Raw genomic sequence first — 23,150 nt, 5'->3', positions numbered from 1 at the left:
GGCGGGCCCCTCTTCTCGTCCACTGAGGACTTACACGTAACCGAGCTGCGTCAGCGTGTCCGCGATGATCTCGCTCGGGTGGTACTGCTCCATGATGGACGGACGGCGCAGCGTCTCGTACTCACCGAGGAACTTCTCGAGCTTCGAGGTCTCCATGCCGGTCAGCACGATGTTTTGGCCGAGGCCCTGCTTGGTCTCCGTGCGCTCGCGGTGGATCGCGCACGGCATGCCGATGTAGGAGCACTCCTGCTGCAGGCCACCGGAGTCGGTGACGACGAACTTGGCGCGCGCCAGGATCGGCAGGAACTGCAGGTAGCGCTTCTTGGGACGCATGATGAAGCGCTCGTTGTCGAACAGGTGGCCCCAGCCGTGGCGCTCGATGCGCTCCCGCTCCGGCGCGCCGGCCAGGTAGAGCATCGGCGTCTTCTCGCTGGCCTTCTTCAGCAGCTCCAGCGCCTCGCGGAACTTGTCCGTGCGGGACACCAGTTCGAAGCGGTGCAGCGTCGCGAGACCGAACTCCTCGGGGAGGTCCTCGGTCGTGTTCGCGTTGATCGCGAGGCGCATGGCGTCGATGACGGTGTTCGCGCCGGTGTTCACGACCACGCCGCGGGCGCCGCGGAGGTTGTCGACCTCGTTCTGCGACGGGGCGAAGTGGACGTCCGTGAACTTCGACGCGATGCGGCGGTTGAGCTCTTCCGGCAGCGGCGAGAGCAGGCTGCCGGAGCGCATGCCGGCCTCGACGTGGGCCACGCGCGCGCCGAGCAGGCGGCGGGCGATGAGGCTGCCGTACGGGGTGGTGAAGGTGTCGCCGTGCACGATCACCAGGCCGGGCTTGCCGTCCGTGGTGAGCGATCGGCGCAGTTCCTTGCGCTGGCCCCACGCGGTCTGCGCGACGGAGAGCGCCCAGCCGGGAACCTGCTTGGGGGTCTCCAGGTTGCGCGCCTTGCCCCGTGGCACCAGCCACAGGTCCGGCTCGGGCAGCTGGAGGTCTTCCAGGACGTCGGCGACCTCGTCGAAGTGCTGCGCGGTGAACCACAGCAGCGGCTTCGAACCGCGGGCGACGAGCGCGTGGTAAACGGGCGCCACCTTGATGAGTTCAGCGGTGGTACCTGCGATGAAGGCGATCACGGGATGGACCCCTGAGGCTGGGGATCAACGGACCGCCTGGATACTGTCAGGTGTGACGAGCCGGAGCAAATCCCTCCCCGACGTCCCCAGCCTCAGCATCGTGATCCCGGTCTACAACGAACAGGACTGGATCGGACGCTCCATCGAGGCGCTGACGGTGTCGCTCGAACGCGCCGGTTGGCCGGCCGAGATCGTGGCGGTGGACGACGGCAGCACGGACGGCACGCCGAAGCGCCTCGTCGAGCTCACCGAGCAGTTCGGCATCACCGTCGTGAGCCAGGAGAACGCGGGTCGCTTCGCCGCGCGCCAGGCCGGCATCCGCGCCGCCACCGGTGAGCGCATCCTGCTGCTGGACGCCCGCGTCATCATCGAGCCGGACGCCTTCACGTTCCTGAAGGACCAGTTCCTGCAGCACCCGGACCGAAAGGTGTGGAACGGGCACATCAACGTCAGCACCGACGGCAACCCCTACGGCGGGTTCTGGGCCGGGCTGGTGGCGATCGGCTGGCGGCGCTACATGGCGAACCCGCGCCTGGTGTCGTTCGGCGCGGACGAGTTCGACGTCTACCCCAAGGGCACCGGGTTCTTCTGCGCGCCGCGCGACCTGCTCGAGGCCGCGGCGCAGTCGTTCGAGTCGCTGTTCGACGACGTGAAGCTGGCCAGCGACGACACGCGCATGCTGCGGTGGATCGCCGAGCGCGAGAACATCAACCTGACGCCGGACTTCGCGGCCACCTACAACAGCCGTGACTCGTTCAAGAAGTTCGTGAAGCACGCGTACTTCCGCGGCACCACGTTCGTCGACAGCTACCTCGACTCACCCGGCCCCGCGCGCAACGCGTTGTTCGCCGCCATGGCCGTCGGTGTGGTCGGGCTCGTCATCGCGGCGAAGTTCCCGAAGACGGCTCTCGTGCTCGTGCTGCTGGGCATGGTCGCCGCGGGTGCGGTGGCCCGCAAGGCAGGCGCGTCCAAGGGCCAGGCGCTGGCCGTGTCCAAGCTGCTGCCGGTGTTCGCCGCGAGCTTCGGCTCCGGTGTGGTGCGCGGCCTGTTCCTGGCGCTGAAGAAGGCACTGGGCAGGTGACGGGGAAGACCGCCGGCCGGTCGCTCGGCACCGTCGGAATCGCGGTGCTGCTGGCGGCGGGACTGGGTTACCCGGTCCTGATCCTGACGGCCCGCACCCTGTCCCCGGCGGACAACGCGGTCTTCCTCACCTTCTGGGGCATCGTCTTCGGCGTCGGCAGCGCGCTCTCGCCGGTCGAGCAGGAGCTGTCGCGGCTGGCGGCGGTGGCGGACGTGGCGGGCAAGCGCGCCAACGCGACCGCCACGCGCACGATCGCGGTCGCGGCGGCGGCCGTGGGGTTGTTCGGACTCCTCGTCGCCCTGCCTCCGGTGAGCGACCGGTTGTTCGGCGAGCACACCGCGCTCGCGTTCGTCGCCCTGGTGTCCGGTCTCGCGTTCGCCGTGCAGTTCGGCACCCGCGGCACGCTCATCGGGTTCCACGAGGCGAAGTCGTTCGGTGGCCTGGTGGTCGCCGAGGCCGCCGTGCGGATCGTGCTGCTCGGCCTGTTCCTCGTGCTCGGGCTGAACGGCGTCGTGCCGCTGGCCATCGCGGTGGCGGTGGGCTCGTTCGCGTTCCTGCCGTTCGGCCCGCGTGCCCGCAAGCACCTCGACCTGACCGGTGCCGCCGAACCGTGGGGCGTCGTGACCAGGCGGATCCTGGTGCTGATGCTCAGCGCCGGTCTGACCGCGTCGGTCCTGACGGGTTACCCGGCGATCGTGAAGCTCTTCGCCGGCACCCAGGAGGAACTGGAGGCGCTCGGTGGCCTGTTCCTCGCGGTGAGCGTGGCCCGCATCCCGCTGCTGCTGTTGTCGCCGGTGCAGGCGATGGCGGTGCCGACGGTCGTGCGGCTCTCCCAGGACGAGGAGGGGCACGGAAAACTTCGTGCCCTGTTGGTCAAAGGTTCAGCAGGGGCGTTCGCGCTCGCGGCGATCGGTGCGGCGTTCGGCTGGCTCATCGGGCCGTGGGTCGTCCAGTTCCTGTTCGGCGCCAAGTACGACGTTCCCGGCTGGGCCGTCGCCGGCCTGGTGTGGTCGTCCGTGCTGCTCGGCGCCGTGATGCTCCTTGCTGCCGTGCTGGTCGCACGCACCGAGGGCGCCAAGGTCCTGGTCCTGTGGGCGATCGTCGCGGCGCTCAGCGTGCTCGTGCTGACGTTCGCGCCCGGTGACCTGGTGTTGCGCGCCGTGCTCGGTCTGGTGGTCGCGCCGACCATCGGTGCGTTCGTGGCCATGGCTTTCGTGCTGCGGCCTGGTGTCCGTGCTGAAACCTCTACTGGTTAGGCTCCTCGACGTGTCTGACTCTGTCGACTTGCGACGAGTGCTCATCGTGCTTCCCGCGTTGAACGAGGAGCACAACATCGAGAAGGTCATCGCCGAGGTGAAGGCCGCCCTCCCGGACGTCGGCGTCCTGGTCGTGGACGACGGTTCCACGGACCAGACCTCGCTGCGTGCCCGTGAGAGCGGTGCCCGAGTGGCGCGCCTCGCGGTCAACCTCGGCGTCGGTGGTGCGATGCGCACCGGGTTCCGCTACGCCGTGCGCAACGGCTTCGAGGTCGTGGTCCAGGTGGACTCCGACGGCCAGCACAACCCGGCGCACGTGCCGGACCTGCTGCGCGAGCTCGAGCAGGCGGACATCGCCATCGGCGCCCGGTTCGCCGGCAAGGGCGACTACAAGGCCCGCGGCCCGCGCCGCTGGGCCATGAAGCTCTTCGCCGTGGTGATTTCCGCGATCTCCGGCACGAAGCTCACCGACGTCACGTCGGGGTTCAAGGCGTCCGGTCCGCGCGCGGTGCGCCTGTTCGCCTCCCACTACCCGGCGGAGTACCTCGGCGACACGCTGGAGGCGCTCGTCATGGCCGCGCGGGCCGACCTGAAGATCGTGCAGGTGCCGGTGGAGATGCGCGTGCGCGCCGGTGGCACGCCGAGCACGTCGCCCGTGAAGTCCGCCGTCTACCTGCTGCGGGCCACCCTGGCGCTGACGCTCGCCCTCGTGCGCCGCAAGCCCAAGACCGGCTCCTTCGAAGCCGCTTAGGAGGCTCCCGTGTCTGCGTTCCGTTTGCTGGCGATTGTGGTCGCGGCGCTCGTGCTGATCGTCGTGGTCGAAATGATGAGGCGCCGCAAGCTTCGCGAGAAGTACGCGGGAATGTGGCTGTTCGTCGGTATCGGTGTGGTCCTTTTGGGCGCAATCCCAGGCCTCCCGACATGGCTGTCGAACCTCACCGGCATCCAGCTCGCGGCCAACTTCCTGTTCGCCGCCGCCGCGTTCACGCTGCTCTTCGTCGTACTGCAGCTCTCGAGTGAGGTGGGTCACCTCGAAGAAGAGGTGCGCACCACGGTCGAAGAGATCGCTTTGCTGCGTTGTGAGCTGGAAGGCGTGCGCGCCGAGTTGGACAAGCGCGTCGCGACGACCGAAGAACAACTTCTCCGAGCCCAGCCCTGAATTCGGGGCACTCGGGGCATGCAGGTAACCTCGCTTGCCGTGAGCTTCGCAGGTTATGACCTGATCGTCGTCGGTTCCGGATTCTTCGGCCTCACGGTCGCCGAGCGCACCGCGTCCCAGCTGAACAAGCGGGTGCTGGTGCTGGAGCGGCGTGACCACATCGGAGGCAACGCCTATTCGGAGGCAGAGCCCGAGACGGGCATCGAGGTGCACCGCTACGGCGCGCACCTGTTCCACACGTCCAACAAGCGCGTGTGGGACTACGTGAACCAGTTCACCTCGTTCACGAGCTACCAGCACCGCGTCTTCGCGATGTACGACGGTCAGGCGTACCAGTTCCCGATGGGGCTGGGCCTGATCTCGCAGTTCGTCGGTCGCTACATGTCGCCCGAGGACGCGAAGGCGTGGGTCGCCGAGCAGGCCTCGGAGATCGACACCAAGGACGCGAAGAACCTCGAGGAGAAGGCGATCTCGCTGGTCGGCCGTCCCCTCTACGAGGCGTTCATCAAGGCCTACACGGCCAAGCAGTGGCAGACGGACCCGAAGGAGCTGCCCGCGGCGGTCATCAGCCGTCTGCCGGTGCGCTACAACTTCGACAACCGCTACTTCAACGACACCTACGAGGGTCTGCCGGTCGACGGCTACACCGCGTGGCTCGAGAAGATGGCGGACCACCCGAACATCGACGTGAAGCTGTCCACGGACTACTTCGACGTCAAGGACGAGATCCCCGCCGGCACGCCGGTCGTGTACACCGGTCCGGTGGACCGGTACTTCGACTACTCCGAGGGCTGGCTCGGCTGGCGTACGCTCGACTTCGAGCAGGAAGTGCTGCCCATCGGCGACTTCCAGGGCACGCCGGTCATGAACTACAACGACGCGGATGTGCCGTACACGCGCATCCACGAGTTCCGCCACTTCCACCCGGAGCGCGAGTACCCCGGGGACAAGACGGTCATCGTCCGGGAGTTCTCCCGCGCTGCGGAGAAGGACGACGAGCCGTACTACCCGATCAACACGGCTGAGGACCGCACCAAGCTGGAGCGCTACCGCGAGCTGGCCAAGCAGGAAGCCGCGGAGCGCAACGTGATCTTCGGTGGGCGCCTCGGCACGTACAAGTACCTGGACATGCACATGGCGATCGGTTCGGCGCTGAGTGTGTTCGACAACAAGATCGCTCCGCACCTGGCGTCCGGTCAGGCGCTGGACGGGTCGCTGGAGGACTGAATCGCAATGCCGGGCAAGTCCAAGCTCGTGGAGCACGAGGCGCCGGAGAAGCTGCTGACGCAACGCGGCTTGTTCGCAGGGCCGTCGCAGATCGTCTCGGAAGACCTGTACGCCGAGGTGAAGCGCGGGATCGCGGAACGGGAGCGCCACCGCATGGTGGTGCACCCGAACGCCACGGTCACGATGAACACCTACTTCGGCCGATTCCCCGCGTCGTACTGGCAGCGGTGGTGTGTGAGCCCCGAGGTGGAGCTCGAGCTCGAGGTGACCGGCTCCGGCCAGGTCGCTCTCGTCGCCTCGGACTCCGAGGGTGAGACCCGCATGGTCGCCGCGGAGAAGGTCGCCGGCGCGAAGGCGCAGAAGGTGCGCCTCTCGACGAAGATCGACAAGTTCACCGACGGCGGTGGTCTCTGGTTCGACGTGATCACGGCGGAAGACTCGCTCGTGGTCGAGAAGGTCCGTTGGACGGTCGCGCCGCCGAAGACGGTGCGGCCGACGGCCGTCGTCATCTGCACGTTCAACCGCGTCGACGACTGCCTCAACACGATGGCGGCCCTCGCCTCCGACCCGGAGCCGCTGAAGCTGGTCGACACGATCTACGTCGTCGACCAGGGCACGGACGCGGTCGAGTCGCGCGAGCGGTTCGCCGAGGTCTCGGCCGCGCTCGGGCCCAAGCTGCGCTACATCCGGCAGCCGAACCTCGGTGGTGCCGGCGGCTTCACGCGCGGCCTCTACGAGGTCACCGAGATCGACCACGCGGAGCACGCCAACGTCCTGTTCATGGACGACGACGTGCTGTGCGAGCCCGAGATCGTCATCAGGCTCACCGCGTTCGCGAACCGCACGACGCAGCCGACGATCGTCGGCGGTCAGATGCTCTACCTGCTGCACCCGAACTTCCTGCACGTCGGTGCCGAGTTCGCGAACCTCGACACCCTCGCGCCGGGCCAGGTCGTGGAAGGCGCGCTGTTCAACGCCGACCTCACCGGGTACGACGAGGAGACGGGCAAGCGCAACGTCCAGGACAAGCGCGTCGACGCCGGCTACAACGGCTGGTGGTCGTGCCTCATCCCGTCGGAGATCGTGAAGGCGGTCGGCTACCCGCTGCCGCTGTTCTTCCAGTGGGACGACATCGAGTACGGCTACCGCGCGCGTGCGCACGGTTTCGCGACCGTGTCACTGCCCGGCGCCGGTGTATGGCACGCGGACTTCCACTGGAAGGACTGGGACGACTGGCACAGGTACTTCAACCTGCGCAACGCCCTGATCACCTCCGCGCTGCACAGCCGCTTCGACCCGAAGATGATCGTGCGCGGCATGGCCAAGTCGTTCGCCACGTACATCCTGGGCATGCAGTACGGCCTCGCCGCCACCCAGCTCAAGGCGATCGAGGACTTCCTCAAGGGCCCGGACTTCCTCAAGGACGGCGGTGTGCAGGCGGCGGCGGACATCCGCAAGCTGCGCGCCGAGTTCCCGGAGACCGTGCGGCACCCGGCATCGGAGATCCCCGGCTTCAAGCCGGGCAACCTCCCGATGATCAGCGCCGCGCCGACGCCGAAGCTGATCGCTCCGGTGTTCGCCAAGCGCCTCGTGAACCAGCTGCTCGGCAAGTCCGTGCACGAGGCCGGTGCCGTTCCCGCCGGCGACTCGGCGTGGTGGCACGTTTCGCTGTTCAACACGGCGGTCGTGACCGACGCGTCGCAGGAGGGCGTGCGGGTGCGCAAGCGGGACAAGGAGCTCGCGGTGCGCCTGTCCAAGCAGGGCGCCAAGGTCTTCCGCGAGCTGTACCGCAGGGCTCCGGAGATGCAGCGCTCCTACCGGGACGCGATGGGTCAGCTCACCAGCCGCGACACCTGGTCGCGGTTGTACGACCTCTGATTCACACAACGCTTTGCACGGGCGGTCCGGATCTTCCGGGCCGCCCGCTCCAGTGAGGGGATAAGTTCCGTGGACCAGAACTGCGTGCTGCAACGGGTGATCCTGCCCCGCGACGACGACCCGCTCGACGTCCGGCCGCTCTACCTGGACGAGCCGGACTCGGTGCACTGCCACGTCGCGTCCCGCCGCAGCACCACGGTCCCCCCGTCGGCGAAGGTCTCCTTCTCCACGTACTTCAACGCTTTCCCCGCCTCCTACTGGAAGCGCTGGACGACCGTCGACGAAGTCGTGCTGCGCATGGCGGTGCGCGGCACGGGTCGAGTCGACGTGTACCGCTCACGGCCGTCCGGCGACATCATCCACATCGAGGGCCAGTACGTCCGTGACGCGGCCGAGTGGACCGACGTCGAGTTCACCGTGTCGCTCAAGCCGTTCGAGGACGGCGGCTGGATCTGGTTCGACGTCTTCACCGACGACGCGCCGCTCGAGATCCGCGAGGCGGCATGGACCGTGCGCGAGCCGTTGCCCGTGCAGACCGTCGCCATCGGCATGACGACCATGCGCCCGGTCGACGCCGTGATCGCGTTGCGCGCGCTCGGCCAGGACAAGGCCGTGCTCGACGTGCTCTGCAAGGTGTTCGTCGCCGACCAGGGTGCCGTGAAGGTCCGTGACACCGAGGGGTTCGCGGAGGCCGCGGCACTGCTCGGTGACAAGCTCCAGGTCATCGAGCAGGACAACCTGGGTGGCTCCGGTGGCTTCACCCGCGGCATGTTCGAGGCGATCGAGAACACCGACGCCGACCAGATCATGTTGATGGACGACGACATCCGGCTCGAACCGGACGCCGTCCTGCGCTCCAACGCGTTCGCCCGCGCCGCCGCCCAGCCGGTGATCGTCGGCAGCCACATGCTGAACCTGTACTCGCGGGCCCGCCTGCACAGCTTCGCGGAGATCGTCGACCTCAACACCTGCTTCTGGCGTGCGGCGCCGGGCGCGGTCACCGACCACAACTTCGCCACCGACTCGTTGCGGGACACCAAGGAACTGCACCCGCGCGTCAACGCCACCTACAACGGCTGGTGGATGTGCCTGTTCCCGCGCGAGGTCGTGCGCCGCAGCGGCTACCCGCTGCCGCTCTTCATCAAGTGGGACGACGCCGAGTACTCGTTGCGGGCACTGGAGCACGGCTTCCCGACGGTGTCGCTGCCCGGCTCCGCGGTCTGGCACATGCCGTGGACCGACAAGAACGACTCGACGGACTGGCAGGCGTACTTCCACACGCGCAACCGCCTGATCCTCGCCGCGCTGCACAGCCCGTACGACGTGAAGAACGGCATCGTGAAGCACGGCCTGAAGCTGACGCTTCGCCACCTGCTGTCGATGGAGTACTCGACGGTCATGTTGCAGCAGAAGGCGATCGAGGACTTCCTCGCCGGCCCGTCGCTGCTCTTCGACTCGCTGCGCACCGCGCTGCCCGAGGTGCGCAAGCTGCGCGCCGAGTACTCCGACGCGCAGACCCTGCCGTCGGCGAGGGAGTTCCCGCCGCCGACCTTCGACCAGGTGCGCGCCGAGGCCCTGCTGCAGCCGTCGCAGTCGAAGATCACCACCGCCAAGCGCGCCGCGAAGTCGTTGCTGCACAACCTCCGCAGCCCGGAACCCGACGCGGCAGGCCGCCCGCAGATGAACGTGCCGGCGCTCAGCGCCCGGTGGTTCCTGCTCGGCAACCTCGACAGCGCGACCGTCTCCACCGCCGACGGCACCGCCGTGGCGTTCTACAAGCGCGACCCGCAGGAGTTCCGCGCGCTGGCCAAGCGGGCGGCCCGCAACTACCGCCGGCTCGGCCAGGAGTGGGACCAGCTCAAGCGCGTCTACCGCGCCGCACTGCCGGAGCTGACCTCGACGGAGTCGTGGCGAAAGGTATTCGAGGGCTGATTCGTCCCTCCTTCTCAGGGCAGGGTCCGTCGTCCACGGGATGAGCGACGGACCTGGCACGGCCTTGGGAGGGAACCGTGACCACGCTCAGCTTCGTCGCCCACCAGGACGACGACCTGCTCTTCATGAACCCGGACATCGCGTCGGACGTGTGGGACGGCCAGGACGTCTGGATCGTGTACCTGACCGCGGGGGACATCCCGCACCGCCCCGGCAGCTCCTACGGGGGCATCCAGTACGCGGAGATGCGCAACGAGGGTGTGCGCGCCGCCTACGCCAGGACTGCCGGAGTGGCGAACGACTGGTCCTACGAGGAAATGACGTTCGGCGGGCACCCGGTGCCCACGAACAGGCTCGCGGGCACGGACCTGCGGATCGTGTACACGTACGTCCACGCCGCAGCCGGCCCGGAAGACAACTTCGGCGACCTGTGGCGCCTGCTCAACGTGCCGGGCTTCACCGCCCAGCCGATCGACGGACGCCCCGCCTACACGTACTCCGGCTTCGTGGGGATGCTCCGCGGCATCATCGACCACGTAGGCCCTGACTTCATCCGCACGGGAAGCTCGATCGGCCACCGCGAGGGCGACCACATCGACCACACGGCCGGCGCGATCCTCGCCGCCGACGCGAACACCGACGCCCAGGGGTGCACCGCCGTGCGCCGCTACGAGTACACCGGGTACCGGATGCTCAACCTGCCGGAGAACGTCGGCGGGTTCCTGCGCGACAAGAAGGCCGAGATCTGGGACGAGTACTGGCCGCACGACCCGGAGCTGAACCAGTGGAGCTGGCGAGCCGCGCTGGGCAGGCGGTACGCGCCGGACGGGCGGGTCTTCCACCCCGGCGTCCTCTGGGTCCCGCCGGGCGACTTCGCCAGCTCCGTGGCTTGAACATCACCCCTTGATCCCTGACTCCGTCACCCCGCGCACCAGCCACCGCTGCATCGCCACGAACACGATGACCAGCGGGGTGACGGAGACCGCCGCCGCCAGGAACAGCTCGTGCACGTTGATCGACTGAGCCGTGAGGAACGTCGAGAGCGCCACCTGAACGGTCCACGAGTCCTGGTCCTGTGCGATCACCAACGGCCACAGGAACTGGTTCCACGACGTCACGAACGCGATCACCCCGAGTGCCGCGAAGAATCCGCGTGAGTTCGGCACGACCACGCGCCAGAACGTGCCCCAGTGCCCGAGTCCGTCGATTCTCGCGGCCTCCTCCAGCTCTCGCGGGAAGTTCAGGAAGTACTGCCGGAACAAGAACGCGGTGAAGCCGCTGAACAGCCCGGGAATCACCAGTCCGCGCAGGTCTGAGACCCATCCGAGCGTCGACACGACGACGAACGTGGGCACGAACGTCACCGCGGCGGGAATCATCAGGGTGGCGACGACGAGGTAGAAGACGACGTTCGAGTACCGGTGAGGAATTCGCGCCAGCCCGTAGCCCGCCATCGAGCACAACAACAGCTGGCCGGCGGTCTGCAACACCGCCACCACCAACGAGTTCAGCATGCTGCGCACCAGCGGCACGGCGGGATCGCTGAAGAGTTCGGCGAAGTTCTCCCAGCGCACCGACGACGGCAGGAACGTCCACGACGTCGCACTGATCTCGGACTCCGACACCAGTCCGTTGCGGATCACCAGGTAGAACGGCACGAGGAACAGCGCCGCCGCGACGGACAAAGCCAGGTACCGCAGGGCTTTCACCGCCGCACCATCCTTCCCTGCAGCAGCGTCACGCCGACGATCAGCAAAGTCAGGATCACCGCGCCCGCGCTGCCGTGGCCGAAGTCCTGCCCGCCGCTGCCCAAAGCCGTGTAGTACAGGTAGATCAGCGGTGGCCGCGCGAACGGCGGGTAGCCGCGGTCGGTGCCGAGCACGTTGTAGAACTCGTCGAACGCCTGATAGGCGCCGATCAGGAGCAACAACAACACGGCGACCGAGGTGGTCCGCAACTGCGGCAACGTCACAAACCGAAATGCCTGCCACGAGCGTGCGCCGTCGAGCGCTGCCGCTTCGTACAGCACCGCGGGAATCCGTTGCAGGCCCGCGATGAACAGGATCATGTAGAACCCCAGCTGCAACCACAGCCGCAGCGTCACGAGCACGAGCCAGTACCAGGGCGGCGACGTGGAGACCGTCCACGCCACCGGATCAGCGCCGAACCAGCCCAGCACCGTGTTCGCCACACCGGACCGCAGACCGTTGAAGATCGACAGCTTCCACACCAGCGACGCCACGACGTACGAGCACGCCGTCGGCAGGAAGAACACCGACCGGAAGAACGCCTGCATGAAGCTGATCTGGCTGACCAGCAACGCGAGCGCGAGGGCCAGCACGAACGTCAGCGGCACGATGAACGCCGCGAACACGCTGAACGTGCCGAGGCTGCTCAGGAACGGCCCGTCGGTCAGCATGTCCACGTAGTTGCGCAGCCCGACGAACTCGGCCGGTGTCACCGTGTTGCGCGCGTCGAAGAACGACAGCAGCAGGCTCCAGCCGATCGGCACGTACACGAACACCAGCAGTCCGGCGGCGAACGGCCCCACGAACAGCCAGAACGCGCGTCCGTGCCTCATCCGTACAGGCGCTTCAGCTCGTCACGGGCCACACCCGCCGCGGCCTTCAGTTCGGCGTCGGCCGGAGCACCGTCACGGACCACGCGCGACACGGCGTCGTTGAACGCCGTCCGCATCACCGAGGTCCAGTCCGGCGGGTTGGACGCCTTCGCGTTGTCCCGCACGAACTTCACCGCGTCGGCCGCCGCACCGGACGTCAGCTTCGAGGCCTTCTCCGAGATGCTCTTGCGGGGCGGGATGTGGAAGCCGTAGCCGAGGTTGAAGTCCTCCTGGTAGTCGGTCTTCTCGATCCACAGCCACCGCACGAAGTCCTTGGCCTCGTCGATCCGCTTCGACTTCGCGTTGACCATCGCGCCGAACGCCCCGACGGGCACGCTCGCCGAACCACCGGCACCCAGCGAGGGGAACGGCAGCACGCCGAAGTCGTCCCCCAGCGCCTTGGCGACCGCCGGCACCGCCCACAACCCGGTCCACTGCATGGCGACCAGACCCTGCGTGAACGCGTCCGGCTCCGCCCAGTCCTTCACCGCGCCCAGCAACAGGCTGCCGCTCGTGTAGAGCTCGCGGAGCTTGCCGATCGCCGTCGCCGCAACGGGATCGTCGAACCCGACCTGGTGGTCCCGCACGTAGTCGAGCCCGGCCGACCACAGCGCGGGCCCGCCCAGCACGCCGCCACCGCCGTCGTTGCCGGCGAAGAGCCCCTTGACCGAACCGGTGGTGAGGCGCCTGGACGCGTCGACCAGCTCATCCACAGTGGACGGTGGCCGCACGCCCGCCTGGGCGAACAGGCTCTTGCGGTAGAACAGCATCTGCATGTCCACGGCCTGCGGAACGCCGTAGACCTTCCCGTCGACGGTGTGCGTCGCGAGAATCGACTCGGAGAAGTCGTTCCTGGCGTCGCCGAAGACGTCGTCGAGCGGCACGAGCTGACCCGCCCGGACCGAGCTGATCTGCGGGGTGGACTCGAAGACGTCCGGTCCGCCGTCGGACAGCAGGCTCGTCGCGAGCTTGGAGTCGTAGTCGCCGGGGTTCCACTGCACGGAAACCTGGGTCTTCGTGTACGCCTGGGCGTAGCGCTCCACGGCCTGCTGCACGCCAGGCTCGCCGTACGCGTGGTACCACTGCTTCAGGGCCTGGCCGTTGCCGCCCCTACCGGTGTTCGAACCGCACGCCGCGAGCAACGCGCTCGCGCCGGCCAGGGACAGAAGTCTGCGTCGGGAAATCACTCACCCCGTCTTACTCCGATCACCTCGCGTGCGCGAGCGGTTACCCGAAGTGGCCAAAGGGCGGGATCGCCGCAGCGATCCCGCCCTTTGTCAGCTCACTTGCGGAAGAAACGCTCCCGCTGACCGAGGCGCACGAGCTTCAGCCACTCGACGAACGCCTTCGGATCCCGCTTCACGCCGAGGAAGTACAGCCCGAACCGGAACACCTCGAGCGCACCGAGCTTGCGCATGCCCGGCTGCGACAGCAGGTACCCGCGGTTGCGGTACGTGTAGTAGCGCTTGATCGGGTTCTCCGGGTCCTGGGCGTGGAACTTGCCGCCCAGCATCGGCTTGAACTCGTCCGAGCCGTCCGGGTGCACGTACGCGACCCGCAGCGTCGTGCCGAACGGCAGCCCCGACCGCACCATGCGCCGGTGGACCTCCACCTCGTCGCCGCGGAAGAACAGCCGGTAGTCCGGCACGCCGACGACGTCCAGCGTGGAGGCGCGGAACAGCGCCCCGTTGAACAGCGAGGCGATGCCCGGCAGGAAGTCGGTGCCGAGCTCGGCGGCCGAGCGCTTCCACGTCAGGCCGCGGCGCATCGGGAACGCGAGCTTGTCCGGGCTGTCGATGTTGGTGACGACGGGGGAGATCTCCGCGAGACCCCTGCGCTCCGCCTCCTCCAGCAGCACTGCCAGCACGTTCTCGTCGGCCGGGCGGCCGTCGTCGTCGGCCAGCCACACCCAGTCCGCGCCCAGCGAGAGCGCGTGCAGGATGCCCAGCGCGAAGCCGCCGGCGCCACCGAGGTTGCGGTGCGACGGCAGATAGGTCGTGGGGAGCGGACACTGCTCGACGAGGTCACCGACGGGCTGGTCGGGACCGTTGTCGACGACGACCAGGTGGTCGGGCACGCGTGTCTGGGTCGCCAGGGCCTTCAACGACTCGGCCAGCAGCTCCCTGCGGTGGCGGGTGACCACCACCGCGACGACGGAGCCCTTGGGCAGTGCCTCGAGGTTCATGCTCTACTCGCCACCGTTTCCGCTGAGGACGGGGGTCTCCTCGTGCGGGTGCATCCGCTCGAAGGGGTCGTAACCCTTGTACGCGGTCAGCACCTCGCGAAGGCTTCCGAACATCTTGACGTGGCCTTCGTCCATCCAGATCGCCTTGTCGCAGAAATCCGCGAGGAACTCGTCGGAGTGGTTCGCGAACACCAGCAGACCGGAGCGGGCGACCAGGCTCTTGAGGCGGTCGCGGGCCTTCGCCATGAACGCGGCGTCGACCGCGCCGATGCCCTCGTCGAGCAGCAGGATCTCCGGGTTGATCGACGTGACCACGCCGAGGGCCAACCGGACGCGCATGCCCGTCGAGTACGTGCGCAGCGGCATCTGCAGGTAGTCACCGAGCTCGGTGAACTGCGCGATGTCGTCGACGCGGGACTCCATCTGCTTGCGGCTCATGCCGAGGAACAGGCCGCGGATCATGATGTTCTCGTACCCGGAGATCTCCGGGTCCATGCCGACGCCGAGGTCGAAGACCGGCGCCACCTTGCCGATGATGCGCGACTGGCCGCGGGTGGGCTCGTAGATGCCCGCCAGCAGGCGCAGCAGCGTCGACTTGCCGGCGCCGTTGTGGCCGACCAGGCCGACGCGGTCGCCGTCCTTGATCGACAGCGTGATGTCGTGCAGGGCTTCGATGATCGGGACGCGGCCCTCGGACTCGATCTTGCCGCCGACCTTGCCGAGCGCGAGCTTCTTCAGCGACCTCGACTTGGCGTCGAAGATCGGGAAGTCGACCGATGCGTTCCAGACGTCGATGCTGACCATGGGTGTCGACCTCCTTCTAGACCCAGTAGGAAACGCGGGCGCGGTAGTTGCGCAGGATCACCAGAGCGGCGAACCAGCCGATGACGGTGAAGCCGCCGACGATCGCCCAGTGGTGCCAGTCGACCGCGTGGCCGAGCAGCGGGGCCCTGACCACCTCGACGAAGTGGTACACGGGGTTGAGCTCGGCGATCAGGATGCGCCAGTTGTTGTCGCCTCCGCCGGTGACCCGCTGCAGCACGCCGGCGTCCCAGACGATCGGCGTCATGAAGAAGACCAGGTTGATGAAGCTGGTCACGACCGGCGGGATGTCGCGGAAGCGGGTGCTGATGACGCCGAACAGCAGAGCGACCCACACCGCGTTCACGGCGAGCAGCGCGAAGCCGGGGACCGCGAGGAGGATGGTCCAGCTGAGACCGGGGTGCTCGATGCCGCCCTTGGTGATCGTGTACGGGTGGTCGAGCGCCGTGAAGAAGATGGCGAGCACCACCACGTAGACAACGAGGTTGTGCGCCAGGAACAGCACCTGGCGCCACACCATGCGCATCACGTGGACCGTGATCGGCGCGGGGAGGTGCTTGATGAGCCCCTCGTTCGCGATGAACACGTCCGTGCCCTCGGTGATGCAGCCGAGGATGAAGTTCCAGATGATGAAGCCGGCCGTCACGTACGGCAGGAACGTGGGGACGTTCGTGTCGAACAGCACGGAGTACAGCAAGCCCAGCGCCAGCGCCGTGGTGCCCATCGAGATGGTGATCCACAACGGGCCGATGACCGAACGGCGGTAGCGCTGCTTGATGTCCTGCCAGCCGAGGTGGCCCCACAGCTCACGGTGGTCCCACGCCTCCCGCACGTCCGCGAACGCGCGTTTGAAGCTGCGCGACTTGACGGGAGGAGGCGCCTCTGCTTGGTCGAGCGTACTGGTGGCTTGCACGAGGACTGAGCGTACCGGCGACCACCCGCGGCCATGCTTACCGGTCGGTCACGGTGGGATCAGACCTTGATCACCTTTACGATGACCTGTTCGTGGTCGTAGGTGTACCCGAGGTAGTCGAACTCCACGCCGTGCGCCGCCACGTGCTCCAGCCAGGCCTTGTGCTCGTGTTCCTGCCACTGCGGGTAGTTGAAGTACTCGTCGAAGACGATGATGCTGCCCTCGACCAGACGGGGCCCGACCAGGTCGAGAACGGTCTTGGTGGACGAGTACAGGTCGCAGTCGACGTGCAGGAACGTGACGGGGCCCTCGTGGTCGGCGAGGAACTTCGGCAGCGTCTCGTCGAACCACCCGGCGATGAGCTCGGCACCGGGCACGTCCGGCAGGCCGTCCATCGTGAACGTGCCGGCGGGGAACCCGTTGCGCCAGTTCTCCGGCAGACCCTCGAAGGAGTCGAAGCCGTAGACGCCATCACCCTCCCGGGCGTTCGCGATGATCTTGAGCGTGCCGCCGGTGTAGACGCCGAACTCCAGCGCCATGCCGCCCTCGGGCGTCTGGGACAGCGCGAACTCGAGCGTCTCGTGCGGCGAGCCGAAGTGCGGGACCCGCGGCATGTTCTTGTGCACGAACTGAGCGCTCTGCTGCGCCGCTTCCCTGTCCGCGGCGAACACGATGTCGCGGCGGGCCCGCACCTCGTGCCCCACGGTGTGGTCGACGATGCGGTTCGCCTGCTGCGCGACCTCGTCGCGCAGCCCGTCCAGCTGGGCCTGGATGCGTTCGATCTGCTGTTGCTGCGGCTTCAGCGCGTCCTGGATGAGCTCCATGGCTTTGACACGAAGCTTGTGACGAAGCTGCTTGGCCTGCAGGCCATTGCGGACTCGGTCGAGCACGGTGGCTCCTCTCCAGAACGGTCAGCGCGCATCGTAGAGCCAAGCCCTCGTCGGTCAGCTAGAGGTACTGACCCGTTCCTTTGCCGGTTGTTCCGCCTTCGTTACCTTCGGCGCCGCTGCCGGCGGGCAGCGCACGGCCGCGCATCTGCTCCAGCTGGGCCCGTGCCGCCATCTGCTGGGCGAACAACGCGGTCTGGATGCCGTGGAAGAGGCCCTCCAGCCAGCCCACGAGCTGAGCCTGCGCGATCCGCAGCTCGGCGTCGGAGGGCGTGCCCTCCTCGGTGAACGGCAGCGACAGGCGCTCCAGCTCCTCGCGCAGCTCCGGCGCCAGGCCGTCCTCGAGCTCCTCGATGGACCGCTTGTGGATCTCCTTGAGGCGGTTGCGGCTGGCCTCGTCCAGAGGTGCCGCCCGCACCTCCTCCAGCAGCTGCTTGATCATCGTGCCGATCCGCATGACCTTCGCCGGCTGTTCGACGAGGTCGGCGATGTCGCCGTCCTGGCCACCGACGATTACGACGGGCTGCTCCTGGTTCATGGTCTCCATCCTCGCGTGATTCACGTTTTCGAAACTAATCGGGGTGGGGCTGGTCGTTGCTGTGTTTGCTCGCATACGTACGGTGTGTGTCATGGCGTTCGACGTCGCACGGGTACGAGGGCTCTTCCCCGCGCTCGGCGACGGCTGGGTCCACCTCGACGCACCCGCCGGCATGCAGGTGCCCGAACAGGTCGCCACCGCCGTCTCCACCGCGCTGCGCGCCCCGGTCTCCGGACCAGGTGGCATCTTCCCCGCGTCCCAACGGGCCCAGGGCATCGTGGACGCCGCCCGCAGGTCCGTCGCGGACCTCGTCGGCGGCGATCCCGCCGGTGTCGTGCTCGGGCCCTCCTCCGCTGTGCTGCTGCAACGTCTCGCCGACGCGATGACCGACGACTGGTTCATGGGCGACGAGGTCCTGGTTTCCCGGCTGGACCACCCGGCGAACATCGCGCCGTGGCTGCGCGCCACCCAGCGCACCGGCAGCGCGGTCAAGTGGGCGGAGATCGACATCGAGACCTGCGAGCTGCCGAGCTGGCAGTTCGACGAGCTGGTCACCGACCGCACCAAGCTGATCGCCATCACGGCGGCGTCCGGTGTGGTCGGCACCCGGCCGGACCTGGGCAAGATCTCCGCGGTGGCTCGCGCGCACGGCTCGCTGATGGTGGTGGACGCCTCCGCGGCGGCACCTTTCGTGCCGTTGGACATCGTTGGCATGGGCGCCGACGTGGTGGCTCTCTCCGCCGGCCAGTGGGGCGGCCCGCCGGTCGGTGCGCTGGTGTTCCGCGACCCGTCGGTGCTGGAGCGGCTGCCGTCGGTCTCGGTCGACCCGATGGCGCGCGGCCCCGAACGACTCGAGCTCGGCCCGCACGCGTATCCGATGCTCGCCGGGCTCGTTGCGTCGGTGGAGTACCTGGCGGACCTCGACGACGCGGCTTCCGGCACGCGCCGCGAGCGGCTGCTGACGTCGTTGGGATCGGTGAAGGCCTACCAGGCTGGGCTGCTCGCTAATCTCATCAACGAACTGCGTTCGCTGCGACACGTGATGGTGATCGGCGACGCCATGCGGCGGGTGCCCGCGCTGGCGTTCTCGATCGCCGGGGTCAAGGCGGAGGACGGCGTCGAACACCTCGCGTCACGGGGAGTCTGCGCGTTCGCCGACCCCGGTCAGTACGGCGTGTTCTCGGTGCTGGGCGTCGGCGAGATCGGCGGCGCCATCCGCATCGGGCTCGCGCACTACACGAACGCGGTCGAGATGGACGACCTGGTGCGGGCGGTGGCCGAACTCGGCTGAGGGATTTGGGAGACCATCTTTGGACGACTCGCTGGTTCGCGAGCTCGCCGATCTCTCGGCCCTGCAGCGCCTCGGCTCGTTGAACACCGAGTACCTGCCGCAGCTCGCAGGCGACCTCCGGCCGGCGGCGCTCGTCGCCGTGATGGACGAGGTCGTGCTGGGCGCCCGGACCGTGCTGGTGGAACTCGGCTGCGGATCGTCCTCGGTCCTGCTGGCGCGTTTGTTGCAGCAGCGGGGATTCGGGCACCTGTTGTCGATCGAGCACGACGAACGCACGGCTGCTTTCGTCGCCTCGCAACTACGACGTGAAGGTCTCGGCTCCGCGGCTCGCGTGGTGCACGCGCCGTTGTCGCGGCACCCGGCGGCGTTGTCGCGGCACGGCCAGTGGTACGCGCCGCAGCAGGTGCACGACGAAGTGCTCGGATACGTCGAGCGGTTCGGCCTGGTGGACCTGCTCCTGGTGGACGGACCGGGGTTCGGCGACTCGCGCTATCCGGCGTTGCCCGTGCTCAGCGCCGTGCTGGCGCCGGGGGCGACGGTGCTGGCCGACGACGCCGACCGGCCGGACGAGCAGGCGGTGCTGACGCGGTGGTCCGAGGAGTTCGGGCTGGAGTTCCGCACGGCTCCCCGGACCTCGCTCGCCGTGGCTACCGGTCTCGCCTGAGCAGGACCTTGCCGAAGACGTCGCTCGCTTCGAGCAGCCGGTGCGCCTCGGCGGCGTCCGACATCGGCACGACCTGGCCGACGATCGGCTCGACCGCACCGCTCTCGATCAACGGCCACAGGTGTTCGCGGACCTGGGCCACGATCGCGCCCTTGCCGTCGACGCTGCGGCCGCGCAGGCCCGTCGCCATCACGGACGCCCGCTTGGCGAGGAGCTTGCCGATCGGCAGTTCGCCCTTCACGCCGCCCTGCATGCCGATGATCATCAATCGGCCGTCCGGGGCGAGGACGTCGATGTTGCGGGGCAGGTAGGAGGCGCCCATGTTGTCGAGCACGACGTCCGCCTGCTTCACCTCGGCGACGAAGTCCTGCGTCTTGTAGTTGACCGTGATGTCCGCGCCGAGCTCGGCGCACTTCCGCAGCCGCTCGTCCGATCCCGCGGTGACCGCGACGGTCGCGCCGAGCGCCTTGGCCACCTGGATCGCGTGCGTGCCGATGCCACCCGCACCGCCGTGCACGAGGAACGTCTCGCCGAGCTTGAGCCGGCCGTCCATCACGACGTTCGACCACACCGTGCACGCGACCTCGGGCAGCGCGGCCGCCGTGACGACGTCGACGTTCGCCGGGACGGGCAGGACCTGCACCGCGGGCACGACGACCTTCTCCGCGTAACCACCACCGGCCAGCAGAGCGCACACCTCGTCGCCGACCTGCCAGCCCGTGACGCCCTCGCCGAGCGCCGCGATCGTGCCGGAGCACTCCAGCCCGATGACGTCCGACGCGCCCTTGGGAGGCGGGTACAAACCCTGGCGCTGCAACAGGTCCGCGCGGTTGACCGCACTCGCGGCGACGTCGATCAGCACCTCGCCCGTGCCGGGCACCGGGTCTGCGACCTCGGTCCACTCGAGCACGTCCGGGCCGCCGGGTTCGCGAACAGTGATGGCACGCATGCGGTCGACCGTAATACCGTTCGACAGGTCCGGCACCATCGGATCATGGACGCCTGGCCTCTGCGACACCTGGTTCTCCGCACCCCGCGCCTGGAGCTGCGCCCGGACGACGACGCCGGTCTGTTCGAGCTCGTCGAGGTCGCCAAGGCGGGTGTGCACGACCCGGCCGAGATGCCGTTCAACGTGCCGTGGACCGACAGCCTGGCGGACGACCACGGGTTCGGCATGGTCCAGTTCTTCTGGGGCATGCGCGCCAAGCTGGCCGCGAAGGACTGGGCGATCTGCTTCCTCGTGCGGCACGAGGGCAAGGTGATCGGCGTGCAGGAGGTGGGTGCGCGCGATTTCGGCGTGCTGCGCGAGGTGAACACCGGCTCGTGGCTCGGCAAGGAGTTCCAGGGCAGCGGCTTCGGCACGGAGATGCGTGTGGGCGTGCTGCAGTTCGCGTTCGACCACCTGGGCGCGCACATCGCTCGTTCGGCGGCTTGGCAGGGCAACCAGGCGTCCAACCGCGTCAGCGCCAAGCTCGGCTACGTGCACGACGGCACGATCGGTGCCGCACCGCGCGGAGAACGCCTTGAGCACGTGCGATTGCGTCTGGACGAGGCCGATTTCGTGCGCCCGGGGTGGAACGTCGCGGTCGACGGACTAGCGGAGTGTGTTCAGCTGCTCACCAGCTGAACTCCCGCCGACCGACGGATTGTGTCCTGGGTCTCCTTCTTGTGAGGGTTCAGCCATCTCGAACGAAGGGGAACGTTCATGTCCGGCAGAACCAAGCTGGCGGCTGTGCTTGCCATATCGGCACTAGTCGCTGCCCCTACCGCCACGGCGTCCGCCGCCGTTGAACCCGCAGGCCCCGCGTTAGCCAAGAAGCTCGCGAAGAAGGTGACCGTCGAGGGTGTCAACCGGCACCTCATCGCGTTCCAGCGCATCGCCGACCGCAACGGCGGCAACCGCGCGGCCCTGACGCCCGGCTACGACGCGAGCGTCGAGTACGTCGCGGGCAAGCTCCGCGGCGAGGGCTTCATCGTCACGACGCCGAACTTCAGCTTCGAAGTCCCGGTCACCGACGCGGAGACCGCCCGCGTCGACGGCGTGAACTACCAGGCGATCGTCCTGACCGCCTCACCCCAGACCCCGGTCGGCGGCGTCACCGGCCCGCTGCGCGTCGTCCCCGAGGACGCCACCACGGGCTGCGAGGCCACCGACTTCGCCGGCCAGGACTTCACCGGCTCCGTCGCCCTCATCCGCCGAGGCGGCTGCACGTTCGAGCAGAAGCACCTCAACGCGTTCGCCGCGGGCGCCATCGCCGTGCTGGTCTCGAACAACACCGCGGGCCCGCTGTCCAACGTGACGCTGACCAACCCCGGCAAGATCCCGACCGGCGGCATCTCCCAGGCCGACGGCACCACGCTCGCCGGCAAGGCAGGCGCCTCGGTGACCGTGGACATGCGCTACCACAACGAGACCCGCACCCAGCGCAACGTCATCGCCGAGACCCGCACCGGCCGCAAGAACAACGTCGTCATGGCCGGCGCACACCTCGACAGCGTCGAACTGGGCGCAGGCATCAACGACAACGGCACCGGCTCCGCGTCACTCCTGGAGACGGCCCTCCAACTCGGCTCCCGCCCGAAGGTCGACAACGCCATCCGCTTCGCCTGGTGGGGCGCGGAAGAGCGCGGCCTCATCGGCTCCGAGGAATGGGTCCGCTCGCTGACGTTCGAACAGCAGCTGGACATCGCCCTGTACCTGAACTTCGACATGGTCGGCTCCCCGAACGCCGCGTACTTCATCTACGACGGCGACGACTCCGACGCGGTAGGCGCGGGCGCGGGCCCGTACGGCTCGGCCCAGATCGAAAAGGCCTTCGCCGACTACTTCGCCGCCAAGGGCGTCCCGACCGAAGGCACCGACTTCTCGGGCCGCTCGGACTACGGCGAGTTCATCGCACAGGGCATCCCGGCCGGCGGCCTGTTCACCGGCGCCGAAGGCGTCAAGACCGCCGCACAGGCAGCCAAGTGGGGCGGCACGGCAGGCGTCGCCTACGACCCGTGCTACCACTCGGCGTGCGACAACCTCGGCAACATCGACCGCGTGGCCCTCGGCCGCAACGCAGGCGCCATCGCCTTCGTGACCGCGGCCTACGGCGTGTCCACTGAGGACGTCAACGGCGTGCCGCCGCGTTCGAAGCGGGCAGAGGCCCGTTCTTCGGCGGCTCTGATGAAGGCCGCCGCGCACGACGACCACCACCACCTGGCCGTCTCGTAGTTCTCTCGCTCGGATCGGCGGCGGTGCCCTCCGGGGCGCCGCCGCTGCTTTGTTCGCGTGCGGGCCAGCTTGCGCCTTACCGAGCAGGGCACGTCATCACCGCTGATCACAGCGGCAGAGGTTCATGCGCCTCGGCTGCTCGTTGCGTTGAGGGCAAGGCCGACTTGGCCCGATGAGAAGCAATGGGGCACCAGCCCCCAAAAACACCTGGAGCGAGGTCAGGTCGGCGCTTTCCGTCGACACACCTCACCCACCGAGCGGAAGCGGAGGGATTTGAACCCCCGGACGGTTGCCCGTCTCCCGCTTTCAAGGCTGCATCTGGCTGTCCAGGCTTGTTCGGGCTAGTCCGCGG

Annotated in this window: 22 protein-coding genes; 12 read left to right on the top strand and 10 right to left on the bottom strand. The window is 68.2% G+C overall.

Annotation, left to right across the window (positions count from 1 at the left end):
- Window positions 1-30: 30 nt before the first annotated feature.
- A complete protein-coding gene (locus tag DFR72_RS39045; protein WP_090072184.1) occupies window positions 31-1,128 on the bottom strand; it encodes a UDP-N-acetylglucosamine 2-epimerase in 1,098 nt (365 codons plus the stop codon).
- Between the two features lie 52 nt (window positions 1,129-1,180).
- Between DFR72_RS39045 and DFR72_RS39040 the strand changes: the two genes are divergently transcribed.
- The 8 genes from DFR72_RS39040 (at window position 1,181) to DFR72_RS39005 (ending at window position 10,554) form a co-directional block, all read left to right on the top strand.
- Window positions 1,181-2,209 (top strand): glycosyltransferase family 2 protein, encoded by a 1,029-nt coding sequence (locus DFR72_RS39040; RefSeq protein ID WP_245983830.1) that lies wholly within the window; start codon window positions 1,181-1,183, stop codon window positions 2,207-2,209.
- A complete protein-coding gene (locus DFR72_RS39035; protein ID WP_090072187.1) occupies window positions 2,206-3,465 on the top strand; it encodes a lipopolysaccharide biosynthesis protein in 1,260 nt (419 codons plus the stop codon). The genes DFR72_RS39040 and DFR72_RS39035 overlap by 4 nt, the downstream gene beginning before the upstream one ends.
- A gap of 10 nt (window positions 3,466-3,475) precedes the next feature.
- Entirely contained in the window at window positions 3,476-4,216 is a 741-nt protein-coding gene (locus DFR72_RS39030; protein ID WP_090072189.1) for a glycosyltransferase family 2 protein, read from the top strand.
- Between the two features lie 9 nt (window positions 4,217-4,225).
- Window positions 4,226-4,624 carry a DUF2304 domain-containing protein gene (locus tag DFR72_RS39025; protein WP_090072191.1) on the top strand — a complete coding sequence of 133 codons (399 nt, stop codon included), beginning with the start codon at window positions 4,226-4,228 and terminating at the stop codon, window positions 4,622-4,624.
- Between the two features lie 18 nt (window positions 4,625-4,642).
- A complete protein-coding gene (gene glf / locus DFR72_RS39020; RefSeq protein ID WP_090072193.1) occupies window positions 4,643-5,851 on the top strand; it encodes a UDP-galactopyranose mutase in 1,209 nt (402 codons plus the stop codon).
- Window positions 5,852-5,857: 6 nt separating this feature from the next.
- Window positions 5,858-7,729: a glycosyltransferase gene (locus tag DFR72_RS39015; RefSeq protein WP_090072195.1), complete on the top strand. Its 1,872-nt coding sequence runs from the start codon at window positions 5,858-5,860 to the stop codon at window positions 7,727-7,729.
- A 69-nt stretch (window positions 7,730-7,798) separates the two neighbouring features.
- A complete protein-coding gene (locus tag DFR72_RS39010; RefSeq protein ID WP_245983828.1) occupies window positions 7,799-9,661 on the top strand; it encodes a glycosyltransferase in 1,863 nt (620 codons plus the stop codon).
- Window positions 9,662-9,738: 77 nt separating this feature from the next.
- Complete coding sequence (locus DFR72_RS39005) at window positions 9,739-10,554, top strand: PIG-L family deacetylase (protein WP_090072200.1); 816 nt, start codon at window positions 9,739-9,741, stop codon at window positions 10,552-10,554.
- 3 nt (window positions 10,555-10,557) lie between these two features.
- Here DFR72_RS39005 and DFR72_RS39000 read toward each other — a convergent pair whose 3' ends face one another.
- The 8 genes from DFR72_RS39000 to DFR72_RS38965 all read right to left on the bottom strand — a co-directional run bounded on the left by DFR72_RS39000 (window position 10,558) and on the right by DFR72_RS38965 (window position 17,635).
- The gene (locus tag DFR72_RS39000; protein WP_090072203.1) at window positions 10,558-11,370 is read right to left on the bottom strand and encodes a carbohydrate ABC transporter permease; all 813 of its coding nucleotides are present in this window, start codon (window positions 11,368-11,370) and stop codon (window positions 10,558-10,560) included.
- Entirely contained in the window at window positions 11,367-12,242 is an 876-nt protein-coding gene (locus DFR72_RS38995) for a carbohydrate ABC transporter permease (RefSeq protein ID WP_090072206.1), read from the bottom strand. Before DFR72_RS38995 ends, DFR72_RS39000 begins: the two co-directional genes overlap by 4 nt.
- Window positions 12,239-13,468, bottom strand: coding sequence for an ABC transporter substrate-binding protein (locus DFR72_RS38990; protein WP_090072208.1), 1,230 nt, complete (start codon window positions 13,466-13,468; stop codon window positions 12,239-12,241). The genes DFR72_RS38995 and DFR72_RS38990 overlap by 4 nt, the downstream gene beginning before the upstream one ends.
- A gap of 95 nt (window positions 13,469-13,563) precedes the next feature.
- Window positions 13,564-14,466, bottom strand: a complete 903-nt coding sequence (glfT1, locus tag DFR72_RS38985) for a galactofuranosyltransferase GlfT1 (protein WP_090072210.1) — start codon at window positions 14,464-14,466, stop codon at window positions 13,564-13,566.
- Between the two features lie 3 nt (window positions 14,467-14,469).
- A complete protein-coding gene (gene wzt, locus DFR72_RS38980) occupies window positions 14,470-15,270 on the bottom strand; it encodes a galactan export ABC transporter ATP-binding subunit Wzt/RfbE (RefSeq protein ID WP_090072212.1) in 801 nt (266 codons plus the stop codon).
- Window positions 15,271-15,286: 16 nt separating this feature from the next.
- The gene (gene wzm / locus DFR72_RS38975; RefSeq protein WP_090072214.1) at window positions 15,287-16,201 is read right to left on the bottom strand and encodes a galactan export ABC transporter permease subunit Wzm/RfbD; all 915 of its coding nucleotides are present in this window, start codon (window positions 16,199-16,201) and stop codon (window positions 15,287-15,289) included.
- A 59-nt stretch (window positions 16,202-16,260) separates the two neighbouring features.
- The gene (locus tag DFR72_RS38970) at window positions 16,261-17,091 is read right to left on the bottom strand and encodes a class I SAM-dependent methyltransferase (RefSeq protein WP_090072216.1); all 831 of its coding nucleotides are present in this window, start codon (window positions 17,089-17,091) and stop codon (window positions 16,261-16,263) included.
- 58 nt (window positions 17,092-17,149) lie between these two features.
- Entirely contained in the window at window positions 17,150-17,635 is a 486-nt protein-coding gene (locus DFR72_RS38965; protein WP_090072219.1) for a bacterial proteasome activator family protein, read from the bottom strand.
- Window positions 17,636-17,717: 82 nt separating this feature from the next.
- Between DFR72_RS38965 and DFR72_RS38960 the strand changes: the two genes are divergently transcribed.
- Both DFR72_RS38960 and DFR72_RS38955 read left to right on the top strand, forming a co-directional pair.
- Window positions 17,718-18,917, top strand: a complete 1,200-nt coding sequence (locus DFR72_RS38960; protein WP_090072221.1) for a cysteine desulfurase-like protein — start codon at window positions 17,718-17,720, stop codon at window positions 18,915-18,917.
- Window positions 18,918-18,936: 19 nt separating this feature from the next.
- Window positions 18,937-19,581: a class I SAM-dependent methyltransferase gene (locus DFR72_RS38955; RefSeq protein WP_090072223.1), complete on the top strand. Its 645-nt coding sequence runs from the start codon at window positions 18,937-18,939 to the stop codon at window positions 19,579-19,581.
- Here DFR72_RS38955 and DFR72_RS38950 read toward each other — a convergent pair.
- On the bottom strand, window positions 19,565-20,530 hold the full coding sequence (locus DFR72_RS38950) for an NAD(P)H-quinone oxidoreductase (RefSeq protein ID WP_090072287.1): 966 nt from the start codon (window positions 20,528-20,530) through the stop codon (window positions 19,565-19,567). The two genes, DFR72_RS38955 and DFR72_RS38950, sit on opposite strands and share 17 nt — an antisense overlap.
- A 45-nt stretch (window positions 20,531-20,575) precedes the next feature.
- On the opposite strand from DFR72_RS38950, the gene DFR72_RS38945 reads away from it, so the two are divergent.
- Together DFR72_RS38945 and DFR72_RS38940 are read left to right on the top strand one after the other, a co-directional pair.
- Window positions 20,576-21,208 carry a GNAT family N-acetyltransferase gene (locus tag DFR72_RS38945; RefSeq protein ID WP_090072225.1) on the top strand — a complete coding sequence of 211 codons (633 nt, stop codon included), beginning with the start codon at window positions 20,576-20,578 and terminating at the stop codon, window positions 21,206-21,208.
- A 78-nt stretch (window positions 21,209-21,286) separates the two neighbouring features.
- Entirely contained in the window at window positions 21,287-22,798 is a 1,512-nt protein-coding gene (locus DFR72_RS38940) for a M28 family metallopeptidase (protein ID WP_090072227.1), read from the top strand.
- Window positions 22,799-23,150 lie beyond the last annotated feature (352 nt).

Origin of the sequence: Lentzea flaviverrucosa, assembly GCF_003350445.1 — a bacterium.
GTDB classification, from domain to species: Bacteria; Actinomycetota; Actinomycetes; order Mycobacteriales; family Pseudonocardiaceae; genus Lentzea; species Lentzea californiensis.
The sequence above is the reverse complement of the archived record's forward strand: the minus strand, read 5'-3'. Positions and strand labels throughout refer to the sequence as shown.